25 protein-coding genes are annotated in these 26,374 nt (G+C 58.5%); 5 read left to right on the forward strand and 20 right to left on the reverse strand.

Features of this window, described 5'->3' with window-relative positions:
- Window positions 1-58: 58 nt before the first annotated feature.
- The 20 genes from AC1RCO_RS16065 to rpmH all read right to left on the reverse strand — a co-directional run bounded on the left by AC1RCO_RS16065 (window position 59) and on the right by rpmH (window position 18,593).
- Window positions 59-484 (reverse strand): F0F1 ATP synthase subunit epsilon, encoded by a 426-nt coding sequence (locus AC1RCO_RS16065; protein ID WP_011064380.1) that lies wholly within the window; start codon window positions 482-484, stop codon window positions 59-61.
- A gap of 45 nt (window positions 485-529) precedes the next feature.
- Window positions 530-1,906 (reverse strand): F0F1 ATP synthase subunit beta, encoded by a 1,377-nt coding sequence (atpD, locus tag AC1RCO_RS16070; protein ID WP_011064381.1) that lies wholly within the window; start codon window positions 1,904-1,906, stop codon window positions 530-532.
- Between the two features lie 27 nt (window positions 1,907-1,933).
- Window positions 1,934-2,794, reverse strand: a complete 861-nt coding sequence (gene atpG, locus AC1RCO_RS16075; protein ID WP_011064382.1) for a F0F1 ATP synthase subunit gamma — start codon at window positions 2,792-2,794, stop codon at window positions 1,934-1,936.
- Window positions 2,795-2,844: 50 nt separating this feature from the next.
- Window positions 2,845-4,389, reverse strand: a complete 1,545-nt coding sequence (atpA, locus tag AC1RCO_RS16080) for a F0F1 ATP synthase subunit alpha (protein WP_011064383.1) — start codon at window positions 4,387-4,389, stop codon at window positions 2,845-2,847.
- Window positions 4,390-4,410: 21 nt separating this feature from the next.
- A complete protein-coding gene (locus tag AC1RCO_RS16085; RefSeq protein WP_011064384.1) occupies window positions 4,411-4,947 on the reverse strand; it encodes a F0F1 ATP synthase subunit delta in 537 nt (178 codons plus the stop codon).
- Between the two features lie 12 nt (window positions 4,948-4,959).
- Entirely contained in the window at window positions 4,960-5,430 is a 471-nt protein-coding gene (locus AC1RCO_RS16090; RefSeq protein ID WP_011064385.1) for a F0F1 ATP synthase subunit B, read from the reverse strand.
- A 57-nt stretch (window positions 5,431-5,487) separates the two neighbouring features.
- Window positions 5,488-5,745: a F0F1 ATP synthase subunit C gene (atpE, locus tag AC1RCO_RS16095; protein WP_002555987.1), complete on the reverse strand. Its 258-nt coding sequence runs from the start codon at window positions 5,743-5,745 to the stop codon at window positions 5,488-5,490.
- 132 nt (window positions 5,746-5,877) lie between these two features.
- Complete coding sequence (gene atpB, locus AC1RCO_RS16100) at window positions 5,878-6,750, reverse strand: F0F1 ATP synthase subunit A (protein WP_011064386.1); 873 nt, start codon at window positions 6,748-6,750, stop codon at window positions 5,878-5,880.
- A 16-nt stretch (window positions 6,751-6,766) separates the two neighbouring features.
- Window positions 6,767-7,174, reverse strand: coding sequence for a F0F1 ATP synthase subunit I (locus AC1RCO_RS16105; RefSeq protein ID WP_015637573.1), 408 nt, complete (start codon window positions 7,172-7,174; stop codon window positions 6,767-6,769).
- Window positions 7,175-7,322: 148 nt separating this feature from the next.
- On the reverse strand, window positions 7,323-8,195 hold the full coding sequence (locus tag AC1RCO_RS16110) for a ParB/RepB/Spo0J family partition protein (protein ID WP_011064387.1): 873 nt from the start codon (window positions 8,193-8,195) through the stop codon (window positions 7,323-7,325).
- 9 nt (window positions 8,196-8,204) lie between these two features.
- A complete protein-coding gene (locus AC1RCO_RS16115; RefSeq protein ID WP_011064388.1) occupies window positions 8,205-9,002 on the reverse strand; it encodes a ParA family protein in 798 nt (265 codons plus the stop codon).
- A gap of 18 nt (window positions 9,003-9,020) precedes the next feature.
- A complete protein-coding gene (rsmG, locus tag AC1RCO_RS16120) occupies window positions 9,021-9,656 on the reverse strand; it encodes a 16S rRNA (guanine(527)-N(7))-methyltransferase RsmG (protein ID WP_015637574.1) in 636 nt (211 codons plus the stop codon).
- Window positions 9,657-9,661: 5 nt separating this feature from the next.
- Window positions 9,662-11,554 (reverse strand): tRNA uridine-5-carboxymethylaminomethyl(34) synthesis enzyme MnmG, encoded by a 1,893-nt coding sequence (mnmG, locus tag AC1RCO_RS16125; protein WP_011064390.1) that lies wholly within the window; start codon window positions 11,552-11,554, stop codon window positions 9,662-9,664.
- A 546-nt stretch (window positions 11,555-12,100) separates the two neighbouring features.
- Window positions 12,101-12,922 carry a phytanoyl-CoA dioxygenase family protein gene (locus AC1RCO_RS16130; RefSeq protein WP_492617864.1) on the reverse strand — a complete coding sequence of 274 codons (822 nt, stop codon included), beginning with the start codon at window positions 12,920-12,922 and terminating at the stop codon, window positions 12,101-12,103.
- A gap of 3 nt (window positions 12,923-12,925) precedes the next feature.
- Entirely contained in the window at window positions 12,926-14,338 is a 1,413-nt protein-coding gene (locus AC1RCO_RS16135; protein WP_492617865.1) for an amino acid permease, read from the reverse strand.
- A 311-nt stretch (window positions 14,339-14,649) separates the two neighbouring features.
- Entirely contained in the window at window positions 14,650-16,020 is a 1,371-nt protein-coding gene (gene mnmE / locus AC1RCO_RS16140) for a tRNA uridine-5-carboxymethylaminomethyl(34) synthesis GTPase MnmE (RefSeq protein WP_492617866.1), read from the reverse strand.
- Between the two features lie 79 nt (window positions 16,021-16,099).
- Complete coding sequence (gene yidC, locus AC1RCO_RS16145; RefSeq protein WP_011064394.1) at window positions 16,100-17,800, reverse strand: membrane protein insertase YidC; 1,701 nt, start codon at window positions 17,798-17,800, stop codon at window positions 16,100-16,102.
- 2 nt (window positions 17,801-17,802) lie between these two features.
- Entirely contained in the window at window positions 17,803-18,048 is a 246-nt protein-coding gene (gene yidD, locus AC1RCO_RS16150; protein WP_003213574.1) for a membrane protein insertion efficiency factor YidD, read from the reverse strand.
- Window positions 18,041-18,442, reverse strand: a complete 402-nt coding sequence (gene rnpA, locus AC1RCO_RS16155) for a ribonuclease P protein component (RefSeq protein WP_026020269.1) — start codon at window positions 18,440-18,442, stop codon at window positions 18,041-18,043. Before rnpA ends, yidD begins: the two co-directional genes overlap by 8 nt.
- A 16-nt stretch (window positions 18,443-18,458) precedes the next feature.
- Window positions 18,459-18,593, reverse strand: coding sequence for a 50S ribosomal protein L34 (gene rpmH / locus AC1RCO_RS16160; protein WP_003213577.1), 135 nt, complete (start codon window positions 18,591-18,593; stop codon window positions 18,459-18,461).
- Between the two features lie 566 nt (window positions 18,594-19,159).
- Here rpmH and dnaA point away from each other — a divergent pair.
- The 5 genes from dnaA to AC1RCO_RS16185 all read left to right on the forward strand — a co-directional run bounded on the left by dnaA (window position 19,160) and on the right by AC1RCO_RS16185 (window position 26,252).
- On the forward strand, window positions 19,160-20,701 hold the full coding sequence (dnaA, locus tag AC1RCO_RS16165; RefSeq protein ID WP_011058391.1) for a chromosomal replication initiator protein DnaA: 1,542 nt from the start codon (window positions 19,160-19,162) through the stop codon (window positions 20,699-20,701).
- Window positions 20,702-20,739: 38 nt separating this feature from the next.
- On the forward strand, window positions 20,740-21,843 hold the full coding sequence (gene dnaN / locus AC1RCO_RS16170; RefSeq protein WP_011058392.1) for a DNA polymerase III subunit beta: 1,104 nt from the start codon (window positions 20,740-20,742) through the stop codon (window positions 21,841-21,843).
- A gap of 20 nt (window positions 21,844-21,863) precedes the next feature.
- Window positions 21,864-22,967, forward strand: a complete 1,104-nt coding sequence (gene recF, locus AC1RCO_RS16175) for a DNA replication/repair protein RecF (RefSeq protein WP_011058393.1) — start codon at window positions 21,864-21,866, stop codon at window positions 22,965-22,967.
- A gap of 4 nt (window positions 22,968-22,971) precedes the next feature.
- The gene (gyrB, locus tag AC1RCO_RS16180; protein ID WP_011058394.1) at window positions 22,972-25,389 is read left to right on the forward strand and encodes a DNA topoisomerase (ATP-hydrolyzing) subunit B; all 2,418 of its coding nucleotides are present in this window, start codon (window positions 22,972-22,974) and stop codon (window positions 25,387-25,389) included.
- A 338-nt stretch (window positions 25,390-25,727) separates the two neighbouring features.
- Complete coding sequence (locus AC1RCO_RS16185; RefSeq protein ID WP_220223483.1) at window positions 25,728-26,252, forward strand: DUF4265 domain-containing protein; 525 nt, start codon at window positions 25,728-25,730, stop codon at window positions 26,250-26,252.
- Window positions 26,253-26,374: the final 122 nt, after the last annotated feature.

Genomic DNA, 26,374 nt, shown 5'->3' on the forward strand with positions numbered 1-26,374 from the left:
AAATAAAAAGGGTAGCCGAGGCTACCCTTTTTAATCAATCACACAGAAAGCCTGCGACTTAGCCGCCGAACTTCTTGCGGATCTGCTGGACGGTACGCAGCTGAGCTGCGGCCTCGGCCAGACGTGCAGCAGCAGAACCGTAGTCGAAATCTGCGCCTTTTTCATTCAGGGCCTTCTCAGCAGCCTTGACGGCTTCCTGAGCGGAGGCTTCGTCCAGGTCGGCAGCACGTTGCACGGTGTCGGCAAGAACCTTGACCATGTTCGGCTGAACCTCGAGGAAACCACCGGAGATGTAGAACACCTCGGCTTCCCCGCCCTGCTTGATCAAGCGGATCGGACCTGGCTTCAGGTTGGTGATCAGCGGTGCGTGACCCAGAGCGATACCAAGATCACCCAGTTCACCGTGCGCAACCACCATCTCCACCAGACCGGAGAAGATTTCCCCTTCCGCGCTGACGATATCGCAATGGACTGTCATAGCCATCTGCTTGCCTCAACCTAAATTAGCGCCCGTTGCCGGGCGCCGGGATTACAGTTTCTTGGCTTTCTCGATCGCTTCGTCGATGCCGCCGACCATGTAGAACGCTTGTTCTGGCAGGTGGTCGTAGTCACCGTTGAGGATGCCTTTGAAGCCAGCGATGGTGTCTTTCAGGGAAACGTATTTGCCTGGAGAACCAGTGAAGACTTCAGCCACGAAGAACGGCTGCGACAAGAAGCGCTGGATCTTACGAGCGCGGGATACCAACTGCTTGTCGGTTTCCGACAGCTCGTCCATACCCAGGATCGCAATGATGTCCTTCAGCTCTTTGTAACGCTGCAGTACATACTGAACGCCGCGAGCGGTTTCGTAGTGCTCGTTGCCGATCACGTTCGGGTCCAGCTGACGGGAAGTCGAGTCCAGTGGGTCTACCGCTGGGTAGATACCCAGGGAAGCGATGTCACGGGACAGAACGACGGTGGCGTCCAAGTGGGCGAAGGTGGTCGCTGGCGACGGGTCGGTCAAGTCGTCCGCAGGTACGTATACCGCTTGGATCGAGGTGATCGAGCCTTGCTTGGTCGAAGTGATACGTTCTTGCAGAACGCCCATCTCTTCAGCCAGGGTCGGCTGGTAGCCTACTGCGGAAGGCATACGGCCCAGCAGTGCGGATACTTCGGTACCGGCCAGGGTGTAACGGTAGATGTTGTCGACGAACAGCAGAACGTCGTTACCTTCGTCACGGAACTTCTCGGCCATGGTCAGGCCGGTCAGGGCTACGCGCAGACGGTTTCCCGGCGGCTCGTTCATCTGGCCGTAGACCAGTGCCACTTTGTCCAGAACGTTGGAGTCCTTCATCTCGTGGTAGAAGTCGTTACCCTCACGAGTACGCTCACCCACACCGGCGAACACGGAATAACCGCTGTGCTCGATGGCGATGTTACGGATCAGTTCCATCATGTTTACGGTCTTGCCTACACCGGCACCACCGAACAGACCGACTTTACCGCCCTTGGCGAACGGGCAAACCAGGTCAATTACCTTGATCCCGGTTTCCAGCAGGTCGTTGCCGCCTGCCTGTTCTGCAAAGGAAGGTGCTGGACGGTGGATGCCCCAACGCTCTTCTTCACCGATAGGACCGGCTTCGTCGATTGGGTTGCCCAGTACGTCCATGATCCGGCCCAGGGTCGCTTTACCGACCGGTACGGAGATGGCTGCGCCAGTGTTGTTGACGTCCAGACCGCGCTTCAAGCCTTCGGTGGAGCCCATCGCAATGGTACGCACCACGCCGTCGCCCAGCTGCTGCTGAACTTCCAGAGTGGTTTCGGCGCCTTGAACCTTCAAGGCGTCGTAGATGCTCGGTACGCTGTCGCGTGGAAATTCCACGTCGATAACGGCGCCGATGATTTGAACGATACGTCCGCTACTCATAGCTGGATCCTCTGAATATTTGAACCGTTAAACCGCGGCAGCGCCGCCGACGATTTCCGAGATCTCTTGGGTGATCGCAGCCTGACGCGCCTTGTTGTAGATCAGCTGCAAATCGCTGATCAAATCACCGGCGTTGTCGGTAGCGTTCTTCATTGCGATCATCCGCGCCGCTTGTTCAGCTGCGTTGTTCTCGACCACCGCCTGGTAGACCTGCGACTCCACGTAACGGACCATCAAGCCGTCCAGCAGCTCCTTGGCATCCGGTTCGTAGAGGTAGTCCCAGTGGTGCTTGAGTTCTTGATCCGGGGTTGCCTCCAGTGGAATCAACTGCTCCACGGTCGGCTGCTGGGTCATGGTGTTGATGAACTTGTTGGATACCACGGACAGGCGGTCAATCCGGCCTTCCAGGTACGCATCCAGCATCACCTTGACGCTGCCGATCAGATCATTGATCGACGGCTCTTCACCCAGATGGCTGATAGCTGCAACGACGTTACCGCCGAAGTTGCGGAAGAAGGCCGCACCCTTGCTACCGACCACACACAGATCGATCTCGACGCCTTGTTCGCGGTTTACCGCCATGTCCTTGACCAGGGCCTTGAACAGGTTGGTGTTCAAGCCACCACACAGACCACGGTCACTGCTCACCACAACGTAACCGACGCGCTTGATAGCACGGTCGATCATGAACGGGTGACGATATTCCGGGTTGGCGTTGGCCAGATGACCAATAACCTGGCGGATGCGCTCCGCATAAGGACGGCTAGCAGCCATGCGCATTTGTGCCTTGCGCATTTTGCTGACCGCCACTTTTTCCATGGCGCTGGTAATTTTTTGCGTGCTTTTGATGCTCGCAATCTTACTGCGAATCTCTTTTGCGCCTGCCATGTAACACCTATCAGGTTAGCAAGCGGGAGCCTTGCGGCTCCCGCTGCGGCTTACCAGGTTTGGGTGGCTTTGAACTTCTCGATACCGGCTTTCAGGCCAGCGTCGATTTCGTCATTGAAGTCACCCTTCACGTTGATCTTCGCCATCAGGTCGGCGTGATCGCGGTTGAAGTAAGCAATCATGGCCTGTTCGAAGCTACCAACTTTGGCAATCTCGACGTCCGTCAGGAAGCCACGTTCAGCGGCATACAGGGACAAGGACATGTCGGCGATGGACATCGGCGCATATTGCTTCTGCTTCATCAGCTCGGTAACGCGCTGACCATGCTCAAGTTGCTTACGGGTCGCTTCGTCCAGGTCAGAAGCGAACTGGGCGAATGCCGCCAGTTCACGGTACTGAGCCAGAGCGGTACGGATACCACCGGACAGCTTCTTGATGATCTTGGTCTGAGCGGCACCACCCACACGGGATACCGAAACACCGGCGTTCACAGCAGGACGGATCCCGGAGTTGAACATGGCCGATTCCAGGAAGATCTGACCGTCGGTGATGGAGATCACGTTGGTCGGAACGAACGCGGAAACGTCGCCAGCCTGGGTTTCGATGATCGGCAGAGCGGTCAGGGAACCGGTCTTGCCAGTCACTGCACCGTTGGTGAACTTCTCTACGTACTCTTCGGAAACGCGGGATGCGCGCTCCAGCAGACGGGAGTGGAGATAGAACACGTCACCTGGGTAGGCTTCACGGCCTGGTGGACGGCGCAGCAGCAGGGAAATCTGGCGGTAGGCCACTGCTTGCTTGGACAGATCGTCATAAACGATCAGCGCGTCTTCACCGCGGTCACGGAAGTATTCGCCCATGGTGCAACCGGAGTACGGAGCCAGGAACTGCAGTGCTGCAGATTCCGAAGCGCTCGCTGCAACGATGATGGTGTTAGCCAGTGCACCGTTTTCTTCGAGCTTGCGAACCACGTTGGCGATGGTCGATTGCTTCTGACCGATAGCCACGTAGACGCAGAAAATGCCGCTGTCTTTCTGGTTGATGATCGCGTCGATCGCCAGAGCGGTCTTACCGATCTGACGGTCACCGATGATCAGCTCACGCTGGCCACGGCCGACTGGGATCATGGCATCGACAGCCTTGTAGCCAGTCTGTACAGGCTGGTCTACCGACTTACGCCAGATCACGCCTGGAGCAACTTTCTCGACCGCGTCGGTCTCGGTGTTGTTCAGCGGACCTTTGCCGTCAACTGGGTTACCCAGTGCGTCGACTACGCGACCCAGCAGTTCCTTACCAACCGGAACCTCCAGGATGCGGCCAGTGCACTTGGCGCTCATGCCTTCAGCCAGACTGGTGTACGCGCCCAATACAACGGCACCTACGGAGTCTTGCTCCAGGTTGAGGGCCATACCGTAGACGCCGCCCGGAAACTCGATCATCTCGCCGTACATAACGTCGGCCAGACCGTGAATCCGCACGATGCCGTCAGATACGCTGACGACAGTGCCTTCGTTACGGGCTTGGGAGGTCACATCGAGCTTTTCGATGCGGCCCTTGATAATTTCACTTATTTCGGAAGGATTGAGTTGCTGCATTGCTCTGCTGCCCCTTCAAACTCAAGATTTCAATGCTTCGGCAAGGTTCGCGAGTTTGCCGCGAATCGAGCCATCGATAACCAGGTCGCCGGCGCGGATTACGACGCCACCAATAAGGCTGGCATCCTCCGCAGCGTGCAGTCGCACTTCCCGGCCGAGCCGTGCACTGAGAACCTTGGCGAGTTTGTCTTGCTGTTCTTGGTTCAATGCGAACGCACTGGTCACATCCACATCCACCGATTTCTCTTGCTCGGCCTTGTACAGGTCGAACAGAGCGGAGATCTCCGGCAACAGCAGGAGACGGTCGTTTTCGGCGGCAACGTGAATGAAATTCTGTGCCTGTGCATCAAACTTGTCGCCACACACTTCGATAAAAGTGCTGGCCTTTTCTGCGCTCGTCAGTCGCGGGGCCTTAAGCACGCGCTGCATGGTGTCATCTTGTGACACCGCTGCAGCCAGGCCGAGCATGGCTGACCAAGAGGCCAGCTGCTGGTGGGCCTGAGCGTGCTCGAAGGCCGCCTTAGCGTAAGGTCGGGCCAACGTGGTCAGTTCTGCCATGATCGCCCTCGCTTAAATTTCAGCAGCCAGTTTGTTAACCAGCTCTGCGTGCGCGTTTTGATCGATTGTGGCACCCAGGATCTTCTCTGCGCCGTTGACTGCCAGGCTGCCCAGTTGGGCGCGCAGCGCGTCTTTGACGCCGTTCAGTTCCTGTTCGATCTCGGCCTGAGCCTGAGCCTTCACACGTTCAGCTTCGACACGAGCCTGTTCACGGGCTTCGTCGACGATCTGAGAACCGCGCTTCTTGGCTTGCTCAATGATTTCAGCTGCCTGAGCTTTAGCTTCGCGCAGTTGCTGACCCGCTTTATCTTGGGCCAGTTCCAGGTCACGAGCTGCTCGGCTGGCAGCGTCCAGTCCATCCGCGATCTTCTTTTGACGTTCGTGCAGAGCTGCAATGACCGGAGGCCAAATGAACTTCATGCAGAACAATACAAAAATTAAGAACGCAACGGACTGGCCAATCAGGGTTGCATTAATGTTCACGCCAACACCTCGCTCGTTCGTTGTCCGTCACACCAATCAACTCGAAGAATCGAGTGATTAGCCAGCGAGTTGACCAACGAAGGGGTTTGCGAAGGTGAAGAACAGAGCGATACCAACACCGATCATGGTTACGGCGTCGAGCAGACCGGCAACGATGAACATTTTAACTTGCAGCATTGGAACCATTTCTGGCTGACGCGCTGCGCCTTCCAGGAACTTGCCGCCCAGCAGGCCGAAGCCAATTGCGGTACCCAGTGCGCCCAGGCCGATCAACAGTGCAACAGCGATAGCGGTTAGACCAACTACAGTTTCCATCTTTCCTCCCGACTTTTACGTCGTATGGTTTAGGTTTTTTAGATTAAAGCGGTAAAACAAATCGTTTCATTGACCCGAGACGGGCCCCCTCTCGCCGCAACGAGAGGGACATCAGACTAGTCGAGACTGGTCTTAATGGTTCTCTTCGTGCGCCATCGACAGGTAGACGATGGTCAGCATCATGAAGATAAAGGCCTGCAGGGTGATGATCAGGATGTGGAACACAGCCCACGCCCATTGCAGAACCACACCCATGCCGCTGAGCCACAGCAGGCCGCTGCCGAACATCACAGCGATCAGGATGAACACCAGTTCGCCGGCATACATGTTGCCGAACAGACGCAGTGCCAACGAGATCGGCTTGGCAACCAGGGTCACGAATTCAAGCAGGAAGTTCACCGGAATCAGCAGCGCCTGAACCAGGATGTTCTTGCTGCCGAACGGGTGCAGGGTCAGTTCGCCGATGAAGCCGCCGATGCCCTTGACCTTGATGCTGTAGAAAATGATCAGCGCAAACACCGACAGGGCCATGCCCAGGGTGGCGTTCGGGTCAGTGGTGGATACGGCACGGAACGGAATGTGCTGGTCGCCGGAGATCAACATGGCCAGTTGTGGAATCCAGTCCACCGGTACCAGGTCGATGGCGTTCATCAGGAACACCCAGACGAAAATGGTCAGTGCCAACGGTGCGATCACCGGGCTGCGGCCGTGGAAACTGTCCTTCACGCTGCCATCGACGAAGCCAACCATGACTTCAACGAAATTCTGCAAAGCGCCCGGCACGCCGGAAGTCGCCTTCTTGGCCGCCATGCGGAACAGAAGAATGAAGATCACACCCAGTGCGACAGACCAGCCGAGGGTATCGACGTGGAATGCCCAGAAGCCCATTTCCTTGGCTTCTGCTGCGGAGTGGGCAAAGCCCCAGCTCCCATTGGGTAGCTGACCGAAGGTCAGGTTCTGCAAGTGGTGCTGGATATAGCCCGAAGCGGTTGTTTCTGCTGACATGGTTGCCTCAAACGCCCTAAGGTCTCGAAAGTCTTGTTCTCATTAGCAGGGGAGCGAACCAGCTGACCAGTTGGGTCAGCACGAAGACGCCGAATACAGCCAGCGGCGCCAATGGCTTCACACCTGCAAACGTCAGTGCAAACAGCACCGCCGTCAAAATCAGTTTGCCCGCCTCACCGGCATAAAAAGACCGGACGATGGCTTGGGCCGCTCGGGCGCCGGAAAACCGAAATGCCCTGTGAGCGAAATACACATTGGGTAGCAAGGCTATCAGTCCTCCGCAAAGGCCTGAGTATCCGGCTACGACTCCACGCCATTGCCAGAGCGCCAGAGCGGCTATCAGTAAAATGATCAACTGAGCCAGTAAAACCGGAAAAACCGCCAAGCGATGAAACGGCAAGCGGTTTGGCGTGCGGGTTTCCATCGCTCTTGCTCCTCAAGGGTCGGCTGCCAGAATTCATTAACTTGGCATAATTTGTGCCGACAAAATGCGCGCAGAGTATAGGGGCGGTTCAGCCCCTATTCAACTGCCGGGTAGTGATTTCCGACTGCGCGCTACATAAGGAAATGTTTCAGCGGATGTGAGCGAGGACGCCTTGCAGCTCATCCAGGGAGTTGTAGCCGATCACCAGCTGACCTTTACCCTTCTTGCCGTGGCGAATCTGCACCGCAGAGCCCAGGCGCTCGGCCAGACGCTGCTCGAGACGGGCGATATCCGGGTCTGGCTTGACCGGTTCAGCAGGTTCCTGTTTGCCGCTCAGCCACTGGCGAACCAGGGCCTCGGTCTGGCGCACGGTGAGGCCTCGTGCGACAACGTGTCGCGCCCCTTCAACCTGTTGATTTTCCGGCAATCCGAGCAATGCACGGGCATGACCCATTTCCAGGTCGCCGTGGGACAGCATGGTCTTGATCACCTCAGGCAAGGCGATCAGGCGCAGCAGGTTGGCCACGCTGACGCGGGACTTGCCCACGGCTTCGGCGACCTGTTGCTGAGTCAGCTGGAATTCCTGCTGCAGGCGCTGCAGGGCCACCGCCTCCTCGATGGGGTTGAGATCTTCACGCTGGATGTTCTCGATCAGAGCCATGGCGATAGCGGTTTCATCCGGCACATCGCGGACCATCGCCGGGATGGTTTCCTGGCCGGCCTGCTGGCTGGCCCGCCAGCGGCGCTCACCGGCAATGATCTCGAAACGACCACCACCGATGGGCCGGACCACGATCGGCTGCATCACGCCCTGGCTCTTGATCGAATTCGCCAGTTCTTCCAGCGCTTGCGGGTCCATGTCCCGACGCGGCTGGTACTTGCCGCGCTGGATCAGGTCCAGGGGCAGGTGTTGCAGCTCACGCTGGTCGGCCTGCACCGCTTGTTCTTCCAGTGCGCTGACAGTCGGACCACTCAACAGTGCATCCAGTCCACGTCCGAGACCTCTTTTCTTGACGGCCATGGGGATTCCTTAAGTTGGCTGGGCGGCTGCGACGCGCGATTGTTTACGTTGCCGGCGAACCATCTCGCCCGCCAGGGCCAGGTAGGCCAGCGCGCCACGGGATTGTTTGTCGTACGCCAACGCCGGCATACCGTAGCTCGGCGCTTCGGCCAAACGGATGTTGCGCGGAATCACGGTGTCATACAGCTGATCGCCGAAGTGTTCCTTGAGCTGCGCGGAAACATCGTTCATCAGGCTCAGGCGCGGGTCGAACATGGTGCGTAGCAAGCCTTCGATCTTCAGCTCCGGGTTGAGCAGTTCGGCGATGCGCTTGATGTTATCCACAAGGTCGCTCAAACCTTCCAATGCGTAGTACTCGCACTGCATGGGGATAATGACCCCATCGGCGGCGACCAGGGCGTTGAGGGTGAGCATCGACAGCGACGGCGGGCAGTCGATCAGGATGTAGTCGTAGTTTTCACGGATTGGCGCCAGGGCGCTGCGCAGACGGCTTTCCTTCATCTGCATTTCCAGCAGCACCACCTCCGCGGCCGTCAGGTCGCGGTTGGCCGGCAGCAACTGGTAACCGCCGTGCTCGGAGAAATGCATCGCCTGGGCCAGGTCGCACTCACCGATCAGCAGGTCATAGACCGAGTTTTCCAAACCGTGTTTATCCACACCGCTACCCATGGTGGCGTTGCCCTGTGGATCAAGATCGATCAACAGCACCCGGCGCTTGGTCGCTACCAGGGATGCTGCGAGGTTGATGCAGGTGGTGGTCTTGCCCACGCCACCTTTCTGGTTCGCTATCGCGAATACCTTAGCCATTCTTGCTTGTGTTCCCAATCATGCCGTGCGGCGCAGTATCAGCAGATGGCGTTGGCCTTGGCAACCGGGTACGGCCAAGGCGTGTTCGCTATCGAGGTGGAAGTCTGCCGGCAATGCTAACAGCTCATCCGAGGGATGGACGCCCTTCATTGCCAGCCAGCGTGTATCGCGGTCGCCCAGGTGGCGGGTCCAGCTGGTGAAGTTCTCCATGCTGCTGAACGCCCGGGAAATGATCCCGTTGAAAGGCTGCTCAGGGGTGAAGGCTTCGACCCGACTGTGGATAACTTGCAGGTTTTCGAGCTTGAGTTCGAGTTTGACCTGGGTCAGGAAGCGGGTTTTCTTGCCGTTGCTGTCCAGACAGGTGACTTGCGACTCGGGAAACAGGATCGCCAGCGGGATGCCGGGCATGCCGCCACCGCTGCCGACGTCCAGCCAGCGGCCGTTTTCGATGAACGACATCACGCTCAGGCTATCGAGCAGATGGCGGGAGACCATTTCATCGGGATCGCGCACCGCAGTGAGGTTGTAGGCCTTGTTCCACTTGATCAACAGGGCCAGGTAACCCAGCAGCAATTGGTGCTGGGTCGGGCTCAGCTCGACGCCGAGCTGGCGAGCGCCTGTGGATAACTCATCCGCGTGTTGTGGGGTGACCATAGAACTCAAGCGCTTTGCTCCAACTGACGGCCCGCGCCGCGTTTTTTCAAGTGAATCATCAACAGGGAGATCGCTGCCGGGGTTACACCGGGAATCCGCGAGGCCTGGCCCAGGGTTTCCGGGCGGGTCGCGCCGAGCTTGCTCTGGATTTCCTTCGACAGGCCGGAAATACCGCTGTAATCGATATCCACAGGCAATTTGGTGTCTTCACTGGCGCGCAGGCGAGCAATTTCGTCCTGCTGGCGATCGATGTAGCCGGCGTACTTGGTCTTGATCTCGACCTGTTCGGCGACCTGCGGATCTTCAGCGCCCTGCCCGGTCACTTCGACCAGACCAGCGTAGTCGATTTCCGGACGGCTCAGCAGGTTCAGCAGGTTGTATTCGTGGGTCAGCGGCGTGCCGAATTTTTGTGCAATGGCATCACCCTGCTCGGTACCCGGACGAACCCAGGTGGACTTCAAACGTTGTTCTTCCTGGGCAATGCCTTCGCGTTTCTTGCAGAAAGCGGCCCAGCGCACGTCATCCACCAGCCCCAGTTCGCGACCTTTTTCGGTCAGACGCAGGTCGGCGTTGTCTTCACGCAGGATCAAGCGGTATTCCGCCCGGGACGTGAACATCCGGTACGGTTCCTGGGTGCCCAGGGTAATCAGGTCATCCACCAGTACGCCGATATAGGCCTCGTCGCGACGCGGGCACCAGCTGTCCTTGCCCTGAGCACGCAGTGCCGCGTTGGCCCCGGCCAGCAAACCTTGGGCACCGGCTTCTTCATAGCCGGTGGTGCCATTGATCTGGCCTGCGAAGAACAGGCCACCGATGACTTTGGTTTCCAGGCTGTACTTCAAGTCCCGCGGGTCGAAGTAGTCGTACTCGATGGCATAGCCCGGGCGCACGATATGGGCGTTTTCCATGCCGCGAATCGACTGCACGATCTGCAGTTGCACGTCGAATGGCAGGGAGGTGGATATCCCGTTCGGGTACAGCTCGTGGGTAGTCAGGCCTTCGGGCTCGATGAAGACCTGGTGGCTTTCCTTGTCGGCAAAGCGATGGATCTTGTCTTCGATCGACGGGCAGTAACGCGGGCCAATACCTTCGATCACCCCGGAATACATCGGCGAACGGTCGAGGTTCGAAGCAATGATTTCGTGGGTGCGGGCGTTGGTGTGGGTAATCCAGCAACTGACTTGCGGTGGATGCTGCTCTTTCGAACCCAGGAACGACATCACCGGAATCGGGGTATCGCCGGGTTGCTCGGTCATTACCGAGAAATCCACAGAACGGCCATCAATACGCGGCGGTGTGCCGGTTTTCAGGCGGCCGACACGCAGAGGCAGTTCCCGAAGTCGTTGCGCCAGGGCAATCGAGGGCGGATCACCTGCACGACCGCCGGAGTAGTTCTGCATACCGATGTGGATAAGTCCGCCGAGGAAGGTACCGGTGGTCAACACCACGGATTCGGCGAAGAAACGCAGGCCCATCTGGGTCACAACACCACGGACCTGATCCTGTTCAACGATCAGGTCGTCAGCCGCCTGTTGAAATATCCACAGGTTGGGTTGGTTTTCCAGAATCTCGCGAACAGCTGCCTTATACAGAATGCGGTCGGCCTGGGCGCGGGTAGCGCGCACGGCTGGGCCTTTGCGGCTGTTCAACACGCGAAACTGGATGCCGCCCTTATCTGTAGCCATGGCCATCGCGCCGCCCAGGGCATCGATTTCCTTGACCAGGTGGCTCTTGCCAATGCCGCCGATAGCGGGATTGCAGCTCATGGCACCGAGGGTTTCCACGTTATGCGTCAGCAACAGGGTTTTTGCCCCCATGCGTGCTGATGCAAGTGCTGCCTCGGTACCGGCATGACCGCCGCCGATGACGATCACTTCAAAACGGGAAGGGAAATCCACCACGCACCTCGTGCCTGCTTCAAGTAGGAGTAATTAGGAGTAGTTGTCGGGTTGGTTTTTGGACCAAGGCGGCAAGTATAGGGACTTCGACCTTTCTAAAGAACCCTTTGCACAAAATTTAACCAGCTGTGGATGACTGGCGGACAATAGAAATTAAAAGAGAGAGATTTATTAAAACCTTGTTTTTATGTTTATTCTTATACGGCACCCTATCTGTGGATAGATCGCTGTATCCCTTTATTTACAATGTGTACAGAGATTTTAAAGTCTGTGGTTAGGTGGCAATGAGGCCCTTGGATAACCGGTTTAAGCCTGTGGATGAATGGGGTGGTTATCCACAGGGGTGGTTTTCCTCAGTTTTGGAGCCCGGTTATCAACTGAGCTGAAGGGCAGTTATTCACAGGGCTTAATCCACAGAAAAACCTGCTTTCCACTGATAGACGCCCACAGCTACCCCCCTTCGCCCAGGGCAAAGAACGAAAATGGAAGCTGGATAACGCGAAAAGACAGGCCGCGAGCGCGACCTGCCGGTGGATAAATGACCGTTCAGGCCCGGTCGCGAGGCCACAAGCGTGGAAACAGCTCATGTTCCAGAGCGGCGCCGGCGGCCAACTGTTCGACCAGGCCGGGGAATTCCGGTGAGGTTCGCCATGGTCTCGGGGCATGGCGCATGTCTTCTCCGAGAAAACGCAGGGAAAATGCCCGCCGTCGTCTATTTCCGCCTACACCGCCGGCCCCATGCAGGGTCAGCATGTGGAAAAACACCGCGTCGCCGGGCTGCAGTTCCCAGCCCAGAATGTTCCATGCTGAACGATCGGCCTCGATGTCCGGAAGATCAGCCAGGCTGCCCTCGGGGAACCACCTGGCCTGGTTGTCGAGAAAGGTTCGCGGCATCAGCCAGGGCCCCAGGTGCGAGCCGGCAATGAACTCCAGGGTCGATTCCCGGGCCACCGGGTCCACCGGCATCCACATGCTGCAGTTCTGACGGCCTTCGACGTTGTAGTACGGCTGGTCCTGGTGCCAGGGCGTGCGTTGCCGGGTATTGGGTTCCTTGACCAGCAGGTGGTCGTGATACAGGCGAGCCTGATCGCTGCCCATCAGTTGCGCAGCCACATGGCCAACCCGGCTCTGGAAGATGAACTGCCGATAGGCCGGGTTCTCTTGCCAGTTGCAGAAGTCCTCGAAGAACCAGCCAGGGTCGTCCGGACGGCTGGCGACCTTGGCCCGTTCGCTGGGAAACGCCAGGTTGTGCTCGATCCCCCGCTCCAGCAGGCCGACTTCATCGCTGCTGAACAGTTGGCGAATGCACACAGCGCCATCGCGCTGAAAGGCTTCAATGGTTGTAGGCGGCAACTCGAACGATCCCATGGGTTATCCCTTTTCCTGAGTTCCGATACCGGGCTCGGCGGCGGCCGAGCCGGTGGTATCCGGCTTGATCCATCTCCAATAGGCCAGCGACAGCAGCGCCAACCAGCCCAGCCCCACATACAGAGCCAGGCGCGTATCGGCAAATGCGCCCAGCACACCGAAGATGAACAACATGAAAACCACGGCACAGGCCTGACCCGCAGTGCCCAGGGGCACCGGGAACTTCAGTTCGTGGATTTCCCTGGCACTCATGCCACGACGCATGGCCATTTGTGACAGCAGGATCATCAGCCAGACCCAGACCACGGAAAAGGTCACCAGTGAGGCAAAGATCAGGAACAGTTCCTGCGGGATCCAGTAGTTGAGCAGCACCCCCAGCAGCAACGCCACCGACATGACCAACACCGTCATCCAGGGCACGCCGAAGCGGGAGGTCCTGGCGAACACTGCCGGCGCCTGCCCGATCGCCGCCATGCCATACATCATTCGCCCGGCACTGAAGATATCGCTGTTGATGGCCGAGACCACGGCGGAAATCACTACGATATTCAGCACCGTGGCCGCCGAACTGATCCCCAGGCTGCTGAAGATCTGCACGAACGGGCTGCCATGGCTACCGATGCTCGACCAGGGAGCCAGGGTCAACAGAATCAGCAAGGTCAGTACGTAGAAGATCAGGATCCGCAGCGGTACCGAGTTGATGGCCTTGGGGATCATGCGCTGCGGGTCCTTGGCCTCGCCGGCGGTGATGCCGATGACTTCGATTCCACCAAAGGCGAACATGACGATGGTGAAGGAGGCGATCATGCCCTCCACGCCATTAGGGAAAAAGCCGCCGTATTCCCAGAGATTGGCCAGCCCTCCCCGGCTTTGTTCCTCCCCAAGCTGGATGCCGAAGAACAGCAGGGTAAAGCCGCCGACGATCATGGCCACAATGGCGCCAACCTTGAGCAGAGACAGCCAGAACTCCAGCTCGCCGAACACCTTTACGCTGCACAGGTTCAAGGCGCCAATGCCCAGGACAATGCTCAGCACCCAGATCCAGCGGGGAGTATCGGGAAACCACAGGCCCATGTAGACGCCAAATGCGGTGACGTCAGCCAGGCACACCATGAGCATGGAAAAGGCGTAGCTCCAGCCGGTGAGAAACCCCGCAAAACGTCCCAGATAACTGCTGGCGTAATGTCCGAAAGAGCCTGAAACAGGGGTCCTGACTGCCATCTCTCCCAGGGCGCGCATGGTCAGGTAGATGGCTGCGCCGCCAATCAGATAGGCCAGCAGGACCGAAGGCCCCGCCCGTTGAATGGCGGCCGCCGAACCGTAGAACAAGCCTGTGCCGATGGCAGAGCCCAGGGCGATGAAGCGGATGTGCCGGGTGCTCAGGCCACGCTGTAGAACAGTGCCCGCGTCAGCCATTTCAGCTCCTTGAATGCAGGTTCATGAAGACCAGCCGGCTTCCAACCGTCGGCCCAGGCGACGCATGCCGGGGAATTTCCCGAGATGTATAAACCTGTACAAAAAATGGATGCAAATAGGGAACCAAGTCGGCGTTTATGCGAACTTCTGCGATATGACGGTTATTGGCTGATTAACCAGGGGATAAAGCAGTTATTTTCAGGCGGGCGCTGTTACTCAATGTCGCAGCGGGCTTGGATGGGGGATAAAGGTAACGCCCGCAGACGGTATCCCAGAGGGAGTTGTCCACAGGCGCTTGCTCGGAAGGATGATTACTTGCCGATGCAGAAGCTGGAGAAGATCCGCCCCAGCAGGTCATCGGAACTGAAGGCCCCGGTGATTTCCCCCAGCGATTGCTGGGCCTGGCGCAAGTCCTCGGCCAGCAGTTCGCCGGCACCTGCCAGGGTCAACTGTGCCCGGCCATGTTCCAGGGCGGCACTGGCGTAGCGCAATGCCTCCAAGTGCCGGCGGCGCGCACTGAAGCTGCTTTCGGATGTCTGTTCATAGCCCATGCAGGCTTTCAGGTGGTCCCGCAGCAGTTCCAGCCCGCTACCCGCGGCCATGGCACTGAGGCTGATGGTGACATGGCCATCGTCACAGGTTTCCAGGGCAATGGGTTCACCGGTCAGATCGGCCTTGTTGCGAATCAGCGTGACCTTGGCCGGGTCTGGCCGCTGTTCGAGAAACTCCGGCCACAGGGCGAAGGGGTCCGCTGCTTCCGCTGCGGTGGCGTCCACCACCAGCAACACCCGGTCGGCCTCGCTGATGGCCTTGAGGGCCCGTTCGACACCGATCTTTTCCACCTGGTCCTCGGTGTCCCGCAGCCCTGCGGTGTCCACCACGTGCAACGGCATGCCGTCGATGTGGATATGTTCGCGCAGGATGTCCCGAGTGGTGCCGGCGATATCGGTGACGATGGCAGCCTCGCGCCCGGCCAGGGCGTTGAGCAGGCTGGATTTTCCGGCATTTGGGCGCCCGGCGATCACCACGGTCATGCCATCGCGCAGCAAGGCGCCCTGCCCGGCTTCACGCAGTACTGTGGATAACTCGTCACGCACTGCATCGAGCATGCTCAGCACATGGCCATCGGCAAGGAAGTCGATTTCTTCCTCGGGAAAATCGATCGCCGCTTCGACATAGATCCGCAGGGCGATCAGTTGCTCGGTCAAGTTATGCACACGTTGGGAGAACGCCCCTTGCAGCGAACGCAGGGCATTGCGCGCAGCCTGTGCCGAACTGGCCTCGATCAGGTCGGCAATGGCTTCGGCCTGGGCCAGGTCGAGTTTGTCGTTGAGGAACGCACGCTCGCTGAATTCTCCCGGCCGAGCCAGGCGGCAGCCCAGCTCCAGGCAGCGCTGCAGGAGCATGTCGAGAACAATCGGGCCGCCGTGGCCCTGCAGTTCCAGCACGTCTTCACCGGTGAAGGAGTTCGGCCCGGGGAAATACAGGGCAATGCCCTCATCCAGGACTTCTTCTTGCTCACTGAGAAACGGCCCGTAATGGGCAAACCGCGGCTTCAGCTCACGGCTGCTGATGGCTTTGGCTGCCGCGCCCGCCAGGGGCCCGGAAATCCGTACGATACCCACGCCGCCGCGGCCCTGGGCGGTAGCAATGGCAGCGATGGTTTCACGAGGGACATTCATAACCCGACATCCAGACAAAAGTGACAGATAGCAAAACGCCCCACTAGGGGGCGTCTTGTGTGGTTATCCACAGCGTAGGTCAGGCAGCTGCTTTCTTGGTAGCCGCTTCGATCTTACGAGTGATGTACCACTGTTGAGCGATCGACAGGCAGTTGTTCACTACCCAGTACAGCACCAGACCAGCCGGGAACCACAGGAAGAAGAAGGTGAAGATGATCGGCATCATTTTCATCACCTTGGCCTGCATCGGATCCGGAGGCGTCGGGTTCAGCTGCTGCTGGATGAACATGGTGGCGCCCATGATGATCGGCAGGATGAAGAACGGATCCTTGATCGACAGGTCGGTAATCCACAGCATGAACGGTGCCTGGCGCATTTCCACGCTTTCCAGGAGTACCCAGTACAGGGACAGGAAGACCGGCATCTGCACCAGGATCGGCAAGCAGCCGCCCAGCGGATTGATCTTCTCTTTCTTGTACAGCTCCATCATCGCCTGGGACATTTTCTGACGATCGTCGCCGAATTTTTCCTTCAGCGCGGCCAGTTTCGGAGCCACTGCACGCATGCGTGCCATGGACTTGTAGCTGGCAGCCGACAGTGGGAAGAAGATCCCCTTGATCAGCATGGTCAGGAAGATGATCGACCAGCCCCAGTTACCCACCAGGCTGTGGATATGTTGCAGCAGCCAGAAGATCGGCTGGGCAATGAACCACAGGAACCCGTAGTCCACGGTCAGTTCCAGTCCTGGGGACAACTCTTTCAGCACGGCCTGGCTTTTCGGGCCGGCGTACAGAATGGCGCTGGTTTCAGCCTTGGCACCCGGAGCAACGGTCATCGAAGGGCCGGTGTAGCCGATGATGTAGTTGCCTTTGCTGTCTTTACGCGCCAGAACCTGGTTGTTCTCGCCTTTTGGCGGAATCCAGGCGGTCACGAAGTAGTGCTGCAGCCAGGCAACCCAACCACCCTGAACATTTTCAGTGATGGGTGCCTTGGATTTGTCCTCGTTCACCTTGTCCATGTCTTTCATGGACACTTTTTTGTACGGCTCGGAACTTGTCCACAGGGCGGCGCCCAAGTAAGTCGCGGTGCCGGTGGCGGTGCTGGAGGATGGATCGGAACTGGCGTCGCGCTTGAGCTGGGCGAACATCGCACCGGTCCAGGGCTGCGCGCTTTCGTTGTCGATCAGGTAGGAAACGGTGATGTCATACAGGCCACGCTTCAGGGTGAAGCGCTTGATGTAGTTGACGCCGTCCTTGCTGAACTTCAGGTCGACCACCAATTGGTCCTGACCGTCAGCCAGTTGATAACTTTTCTTCTCGGCCGAGTAGATCGGGCGACCGGCCGGGCTTGCGTCCGGGCCGTTGCTGCCAATCAGGCCACTTTGTGCCAGATAAGTCCGCTCGTTGCCGTTATCGAACAGCTGGAACGGGATTTCCGGGTGGTCCTGACGACGTGGATACAGTGGCAAACGCAGTTGCGCGATATCCCCACCTTGTGGATCGACAGCCAGGTCGAGCACATCCGTTTTGATCTGAATGAGATCTTTGCTTGCCGCTACAGGCGCTTCAGCGGGTGCGGTGGTGTCGCTTGCCGCGCGCGGAATGTCGTCGTTGGCAGCGGAAGTGCCTGTTGGCGCATCCGGCAAGCCCGGGGCGGTCGTGCTGGAAGCAACATTCTGAGTCGGCAGGGCAGCTTGGCCATAATCCTGGTTCCATTTAAGAACCATGACATAGGACACGATTGCCAGGGCGACGATCAGGATCGTGCGTTTGATATCCATGATTACTCGGCCATCGAAGAAGAACGGGAGGTAGGGATAGGTGGAACCGGGTCATAACCACCGGGATTCCACGGATGACAGCGACCTAAACGACGAAAGGTCAGCCAGCCACCGCGCAGAAGGCCATGATTTTCGATGGCTTCCAACGCGTAGCAGGAACAACTGGGGTAGAAACGACAGTGATTGGCCATCAGAGGACTAATGGCATAGCGGTAAAACTGGATCGGAACGAGTGCCAGTTTACGCATCGGGACTGTCTACCCCTACAGTTTCGGAGTTGGCTGCTGGTACCGGCTTGTTGCGTGCCAGGCGTTTCCAGAGTTTGCCGAAATGCTGAATCAATTCGGGGTTTTCTACATCGCCCAAACCTTTGCGCGCGACGATAACGATATCCCATCCGACCAGTGAGTCCTGGTGGAGACGAAACGATTCGCGCATCAGACGCTTGAGGCGATTGCGCTCAACGGAGAGTTTTACGCTCTTTTTCCCGATCACGAGCCCCAGACGGGGATGATCAAGATCGTTGTTGCGCGCAAGGAGCAGGAGATTTTTCCCCGGAACCTTGCCGGTAGGGGAGTCAAAGACCGCCTTGAAGTGCCGGGGAGTAAGCAGACGCTTTTCCCGACTGAAGTCCTGACTCACCTCCAGTGCCGGATTATCAAACTGCCAGACGCGCACGACCTTTGGCGCGACGACGCGACAGGACGGCACGACCGTTCTTGGTAGCCATGCGAGCACGGAAACCGTGGGTACGAGCGCGTTTGATAGTGCTTGGTTGGAAAGTACGTTTCATGTCGTGTTACCTGGTTCGTCCACAACGGGCCGGAATGGCCCCCGTTTTAAGAGATCGGCGATTCTAGAGAAAGCAAGCCTCTAGGTCAATTTCCAACCAGCTTTTCCTTTATCTATGTATGTCCGGGTACGGGGTTGTGAGCCAGGGTCGGCTAGATATAAAAATAAAGAAGGAAAGTATTTAAAGCTTTTCTGTAAAGCTTATAAAGACTAGGAACGGCCTCATCTGTGGATAACTGACTCAAGCCCTTCTAGTCCGTACTGTACAGAGAATGACAACACGGTTGAGAAACGGTGTCCTGCCTGTGCTGCGCCATCGGAAAACCTGTGTGTGGAACCGTCGGTTATCCACAGGCGAGTTACCCACAGAGTTTCGCCCCGAGTTGTGCAATGGCCTCAAGTGGGGTTATCCACAGAGCTTATGCACATACCGCTGGTCGTGTTTATTCGGGGTAAGGCGTTGATTCTTAGTGTCCTGAGGACACGCTACATGTGGATAAGTGGGCGGCTGATCGCTACAATGGCCGCTTGTTTTTGCCTCACCGGCTTTCAACTTAGGGGATATCCGTGTCAGTGGAACTTTGGCAGCAGTGCGTGGAGCTTCTGCGTGATGAGCTGCCTGCCCAGCAATTCAACACTTGGATCCGTCCGCTACAGGTCGAAGCCGAAGGCGACGAGTTGCGTGTATACGCACCGAATCGTTTTGTTCTCGATTGGGTCAATGAAAAGTACCTGGGGCGCGTGCTCGAGCTGCTGGATGAACACGGCAACGGCATGGCACCGGTTCTTTCCTTATTAATAGGCAGCAAACGCAGTTCGGCGCCTCGCGCCGCACCTAACGCGCCACTGGCCGCTGCCGCTTCGCAAGCCCTGCAAGCCGCAGCAGCCAATGCTGCCCCGGCTGCTGCTCCCGCGCCCGCTCCGGCACCCACTTCTGCCCCGGCCAAGAAAGCCGCCGCGCAGAAGGCTGCCGAAGTCAGCGAAGAACCCTCTCGTGACAGCTTCGACCCGATGGCGGGCGCCAGCTCGCAGCAGGCACCGGTACGCGCCGAACAGCGTACTGTCCAGGTAGAGGGCGCGCTCAAGCACACCAGCTACCTGAACCGCACTTTCACCTTTGAGAATTTCGTCGAGGGTAAATCCAACCAGCTGGCCCGCGCGGCGGCCTGGCAGGTGGCGGACAACCCCAAGCATGGCTACAACCCGCTGTTCCTTTATGGCGGCGTCGGCCTGGGTAAGACCCACTTGATGCACGCTGTGGGTAACCACCTATTAAAGAAGAACCCGAATGCCAAGGTCGTGTACCTGCATTCCGAGCGCTTCGTGGCGGACATGGTCAAGGCGTTGCAGCTCAACGCCATCAACGAATTCAAGCGTTTCTACCGTTCGGTCGATGCGCTGCTGATCGATGACATTCAATTCTTCGCCCGCAAGGAACGTTCCCAGGAAGAGTTCTTCCACACCTTCAACGCCCTCCTCGAAGGCGGCCAGCAGGTGATTCTCACCAGCGACCGCTACCCGAAGGAGATCGAAGGCCTGGAAGAGCGCCTCAAGTCGCGCTTCGGCTGGGGCCTGACGGTGGCCGTCGAACCGCCTGAGCTGGAAACCCGGGTGGCGATCCTGATGAAGAAGGCCGACCAGGCCAAGGTCGAGCTGCCTCATGATGCAGCGTTCTTCATTGCCCAGCGCATTCGCTCCAACGTCCGTGAACTGGAAGGTGCCCTGAAACGGGTCATCGCCCACTCGCACTTCATGGGCCGCGATATCACCATCGAGCTGATTCGCGAATCCTTGAAGGACCTGCTGGCGCTGCAGGACAAGCTGGTGTCTGTGGATAACATCCAGCGCACCGTCGCCGAGTACTACAAGATCAAGATTTCCGATCTGCTGTCCAAGCGGCGTTCCCGTTCGGTGGCCCGCCCGCGTCAGGTGGCCATGGCCCTGTCCAAGGAACTGACCAACCACAGCCTGCCGGAAATCGGCGATGTGTTCGGCGGTCGCGACCACACCACGGTTCTGCACGCCTGCCGCAAGATCAATGAACTTAAGGAATCCGACGCGGACATCCGCGAGGACTACAAGAACCTGCTGCGTACTCTGACCACTTGATGACTCCAACGCAGCTTATTAAGGCAAGGGACTAGACCATGCATTTCACCATTCAACGCGAAGCCCTGTTGAAACCCCTGCAACTGGTCGCCGGCGTCGTCGAACGCCGCCAGACCTTGCCGGTGCTTTCTAACGTGCTGCTGGTTGTCGAAGGCCAGCAACTGTCGCTGACCGGTACCGACCTGGAAGTCGAGCTGGTCGGTCGTGTGCAACTTGAAGAGCCAGCCGAGCCGGGGGAAATCACCGTTCCCGCGCGCAAGCTGATGGACATCTGCAAGAGCCTGCCCAACGATGCCCTGATCGACATCAAGGTCGACGAGCAGAAGCTGGTGGTGAAGGCCGGGCGTAGCCGCTTCACCCTGTCGACCCTGCCGGCCAACGACTTCCCGACCGTGGAAGAAGGCCCGGGCTCGCTGACCTGCCAGCTGGAGCAGAGCCGACTGCGCCGCCTGATCGAACGCACCAGCTTCGCCATGGCCCAGCAGGATGTGCGCTACTACCTCAATGGCATGCTGCTGGAAGTGTCCGCCGGGATCATCCGCGCCGTGGCCACCGACGGTCACCGTCTGGCCATGTGCTCGATGCAGGCGGACATCGGTCAGCCGGATCGCCACCAGGTGATCGTGCCGCGCAAAGGCATCCTGGAACTGGCGCGCCTGCTCACCGAGCCCGATGGCAACGTCAGCATTGTCCTGGGCCAGCACCACATTCGTGCCACCACCGGCGAATTCACCTTCACCTCCAAGCTGGTGGACGGCAAGTTCCCGGACTACGAGCGCGTGCTGCCAAAAGGCGGTGACAAGCTGGTACTGGGTGATCGCCAGGCGCTGCGCGAAGCCTTCAGCCGTACCGCGATCCTGTCCAACGAGAAGTACCGCGGCATCCGTCTGCAACTGGCCAATGGTCAGCTGAAGATCCAGGCCAACAACCCGGAGCAGGAAGAAGCGGAAGAAGAAGTGGGCGTGGAATACAACGGCGGTTCCCTGGAAATCGGCTTCAACGTCAGCTACCTGCTGGACGTTCTGGGCGTGATGACCACCGAACAGGTTCGCCTGATCCTGTCCGATTCCAACAGCAGTGCGCTGGTGCAGGAATCCGACAACGACGACTCGGCTTACGTTGTCATGCCGATGCGCCTGTAATCATGCTCAGCAGAAGCTAGATGTCCCTCAGTCGCGTCTCGGTCACCGCGGTGCGCAATCTGCACCCGGTGACCTTCTCCCCCTCCCCCCGCATCAACCTTCTCTACGGCGCCAACGGCAGTGGCAAGACCAGTGTGCTGGAAGCCATCCACCTGCTGGGGCTTGCCCGCTCGTTCCGCAGTGCCCGCCTGTTGCCGGTGATCCAGTACGAGCAGCTGGCTTGCACGGTGTTCGGCCAGGTGGAGTTGGCCCAGGGCGGCCATAGCAGCCTGGGGATATCCCGTGATCGCCAGGGGGAATTCCAGATCCGCATCGACGGTCAGAATGCCCGCAGCGCGGCGCAGTTAGCCGAGATCCTGCCGCTGCAGTTGATCAACCCGGACAGCTTCCGCCTGCTGGAGGGCGCACCGAAGATCCGTCGGCAGTTCCTGGATTGGGGAGTGTTCCATGTGGAACCACGCTTCATGTCCACCTGGCAGCGCTTGCAGAAGGCCCTGCGGCAGCGGAACTCATGGCTGCGGCATGGTACACTTGACGCCGCTTCGCAAGCGGCCTGGGACCGGGAACTGTGTCAGGCCAGCGCTGAAATCGATGAATACCGCCGCGCTTATATCAAAGCCTTGAAACCAGTCTTTGAGCGGACCTTGGGCGAACTGTTGCAGCTCGAGGGCCTGACGCTTAGCTATTACCGTGGTTGGGACAAGGACCGGGAACTCAGTGAAGTGCTCGCGACCGCCCTCCACCGTGACCAGCAAATGGGTCATACCCAGGCCGGCCCACAACGTGCTGATTTGCGTCTGCGCTTAGGCGGACACAACGCCGCGGACATCTTGTCCCGTGGCCAGCAGAAGTTGGTGGTCTGTGCCTTGCGCATTGCCCAGGGGCACCTGGTGAGCCAGGCTCGCCGCGGTCAGTGTATTTATCTGGTGGATGACTTGCCGTCCGAGCTGGACGAGCAGCATCGCCGCGCACTTTGTCGCTTGTTGGAAGACTTACGCTGCCAGGTGTTTATCACCTGTGTAGACCACGAATTATTGAGGGAAGGCTGGCAGACGGAAACGCCAGTCGCTTTGTTCCACGTGGAACAAGGCCGTATCACCCAGACCCACGACCATCGGGAGTGAAGGCATGAGCGAAGAAAATACGTACGACTCGACCAGCATCAAGGTGCTGAAAGGTTTGGATGCCGTACGCAAACGTCCCGGTATGTACATTGGCGACACCGATGACGGCAGCGGTCTGCACCACATGGTGTTCGAGGTGGTCGATAACTCCATCGACGAAGCGCTGGCCGGCCATTGCGACGACATCAGCATCATCATCCACCCGGATGAATCCATCACCGTGCGCGACAACGGTCGCGGCATCCCGGTAGATGTGCATAAAGAAGAAGGCGTTTCGGCGGCAGAGGTCATCATGACCGTGCTCCACGCCGGCGGTAAGTTCGACGACAACTCCTACAAGGTCTCCGGCGGTCTGCACGGCGTAGGTGTGTCGGTAGTGAACGCCCTGTCCGAAGAGCTGATCCTCACTGTGCGCCGTAGCGGCAAAATCTGGGAACAGACCTATGTCCACGGTGTTCCGCAAGAGCGGATGAAGATCGTTGGTGACAGCGAAACCACCGGTACCCAGATCCACTTCAAGCCTTCGGCTGAAACCTTCAAGAACATCCACTTCAGCTGGGACGTCCTGGCCAAGCGGATCCGTGAATTGTCCTTCCTCAACTCCGGTGTCGGCATCGTCCTCAAGGACGAGCGCAGCGGCAAGGAAGAGCTGTTCAAGTACGAAGGCGGCCTGCGGGCATTCGTTGAATACCTGAACACCAACAAGACTGCGGTCAACCAGGTGTTCCACTTCAACATCCAGCGTGAAGACGGCATCGGCGTGGAAATCGCCTTGCAGTGGAACGACAGCTTCAACGAGAACCTGTTGTGCTTCACCAACAACATTCCTCAGCGCGACGGCGGTACCCACCTGGTGGGCTTCCGTTCGGCCCTGACGCGCAACCTGAACAACTACATCGAGCAGGAAGGCCTGGCCAAGAAACACAAGGTCGCCACCACTGGTGACGACGCTCGTGAAGGCCTGACCGCGATCATCTCGGTGAAAGTGCCGGATCCGAAGTTCAGCTCCCAGACCAAGGACAAGCTGGTTTCTTCCGAAGTGAAGACCGCGGTCGAACAGGAAATGGGCAAGTACTTCTCCGACTTCCTGCTGGAAAACCCCAACGAAGCCAAGTTGGTGGTGGGCAAGATGATCGACGCTGCCCGCGCTCGTGAAGCGGCGCGTAAAGCCCGTGAAATGACTCGCCGCAAAGGCGCGCTGGATATCGCCGGCCTGCCGGGCAAACTGGCGGACTGCCAGGAAAAGGACCCGGCGCTGTCCGAACTCTACCTGGTGGAAGGTGACTCTGCTGGCGGTTCCGCCAAGCAGGGCCGCAACCGCAAGACCCAGGCGATCCTGCCGCTCAAGGGCAAGATCCTCAACGTCGAGAAGGCACGCTTCGACAAGATGATCTCCTCGCAAGAGGTGGGCACCCTGATCACCGCGCTGGGCTGCGGCATCGGCCGTGAAGAGTACAACATCGACAAGCTGCGTTATCACAACATCATCATCATGACCGATGCTGACGTTGACGGTTCGCACATCCGTACCCTGCTGCTGACCTTCTTCTTCCGTCAGTTGCCGGAGCTGATCGAGCGCGGCTACATCTACATCGCCCAGCCGCCGCTGTACAAGGTCAAGAAAGGCAAGCAAGAGCAATACATCAAAGACGACGACGCCATGGAAGACTACATGACCCAGTCGGCTCTGGAAGATGCCAGCCTGCACTTGAACGAAGAAGCCCCCGGGATCTCCGGCGAGGCGCTGGAGCGCCTGGTCAACGACTTCCGCATGGTGATGAAGACCCTCAAGCGCCTGTCGCGCCTGTACCCGCAGGAGCTGACCGAGCACTTCATCTACCTGCCGGCCGTGACCATGGAGCAACTGTCCGACCACGCCGCCATGCAGGATTGGCTGGCCAAGTACGACGCCCGCCTGCGCACTTCCGAGAAGTCCGGCCTGGTCTACAAGGCCAGCCTGCGCGAAGACCGTGAACGCAATGTGTGGCTGCCAGAGGTCGAGCTGATCTCCCACGGCCTGTCCAACTACGTCACCTTCAACCGCGACTTCTTTGGCAGCAACGACTACAAGACCGTCGTCTCCCTCGGCGCTCAACTGAGCACCCTGCTGGACGAAGGCGCGTATGTTCAGCGCGGCGAACGCAAGAAAGCCGTCACCGAGTTCAAGGAGGCCCTGGACTGGCTGATGGCGGAAAGCACCAAGCGCCACACCATCCAGCGATACAAAGGTCTGGGCGAGATGAACCCTGACCAGCTGTGGGAAACCACCATGGACCCAAGCATGCGCCGCATGCTCAAGGTGACCATTGAAGACGCCATCGGCGCCGACCAGATCTTCAACACCCTGATGGGTGATGCGGTCGAGCCTCGTCGCGACTTCATCGAAAGCAACGCCCTGGCGGTGTCCAACCTGGACTTCTGATCCGGGGGCACAGCTGGAAATAAAAAGGCCGACGCTTAGCGTTGGCCTTTTTATTGGATGGAGTAAATAAGGATGTTGACCTTCGCGGGTACAAACAGCCACCTATTCGATGAAGCACCCTACCCCATCGCCTGGCGTTTCAACGCCGTGGACTGTGGCCTGAGTGCTGACGACAAACAGCAAGTCGTACTGTTTGATCAGGTAGCGTCAAAGGCGCTATGGGACTGGTTCATTCCAGTGCCCAGCCTTATCACAGCGCAGAGGTCATATTTTCCTTCGAGGAAAACTTCTTTTACGTGCAGTTTATGAGGCCCATGGCGGCGCCTCGGTGAGATGGAATGGATACCTCGACAGCACAGTTTCACAAGATCATTTTCAAGCTCACCGTCGACGCCGACGGTTATCCACCGGTGGAGTATGAGTCGATGTGGGGCATTCAACGGGGGGCAGATGTCTACCAGTTGGATAACACGCCCTACTATCTCTATGGCGTGAGCAAGGGGGACTGGGTGCTGACTCGCGCTGAGGCCCATGAGCGGATCGCGACTGGCGTGGTGCGGCAATCCGGGCACTCGACGTTGCGGGTTTTTGCCGAGCGCGAGTCAGAGCGCTCGGAGATTGTGCAGCACCTGCGCAGCCTTGGCGCCCGGTGCACGGTTACCCGGGGCCTGTCGCTGTTCACTGTGGATATCGCGCCCGAGGTCAGTTTTTGCGCAATCGACCAATACCTGGCCTCCATCACCGACGACCAACATGTCGCCTATGAAGATGCCTGTTTACAGCACGAGGCCATTGAGCCTGCGCGCCTGAGCGAGTGCTCTTCACTGGCCTCACTTGAGTGCGTCACCTGGAGGGATCACTAGGTGCTGTGCTGGCACCTGAGCTGCGAGACGCTCCGGCCATCGAACAGGCGCGTTCGAGATGTGTTTATCGATCAGTTGACCCCGCTACGCGGCTGGGCCGGTTCGGCTCATTTCACCCTTTG

It is taken from the genome of Pseudomonas sp. GW823-FHT03E05 (genome assembly GCF_058796855.1).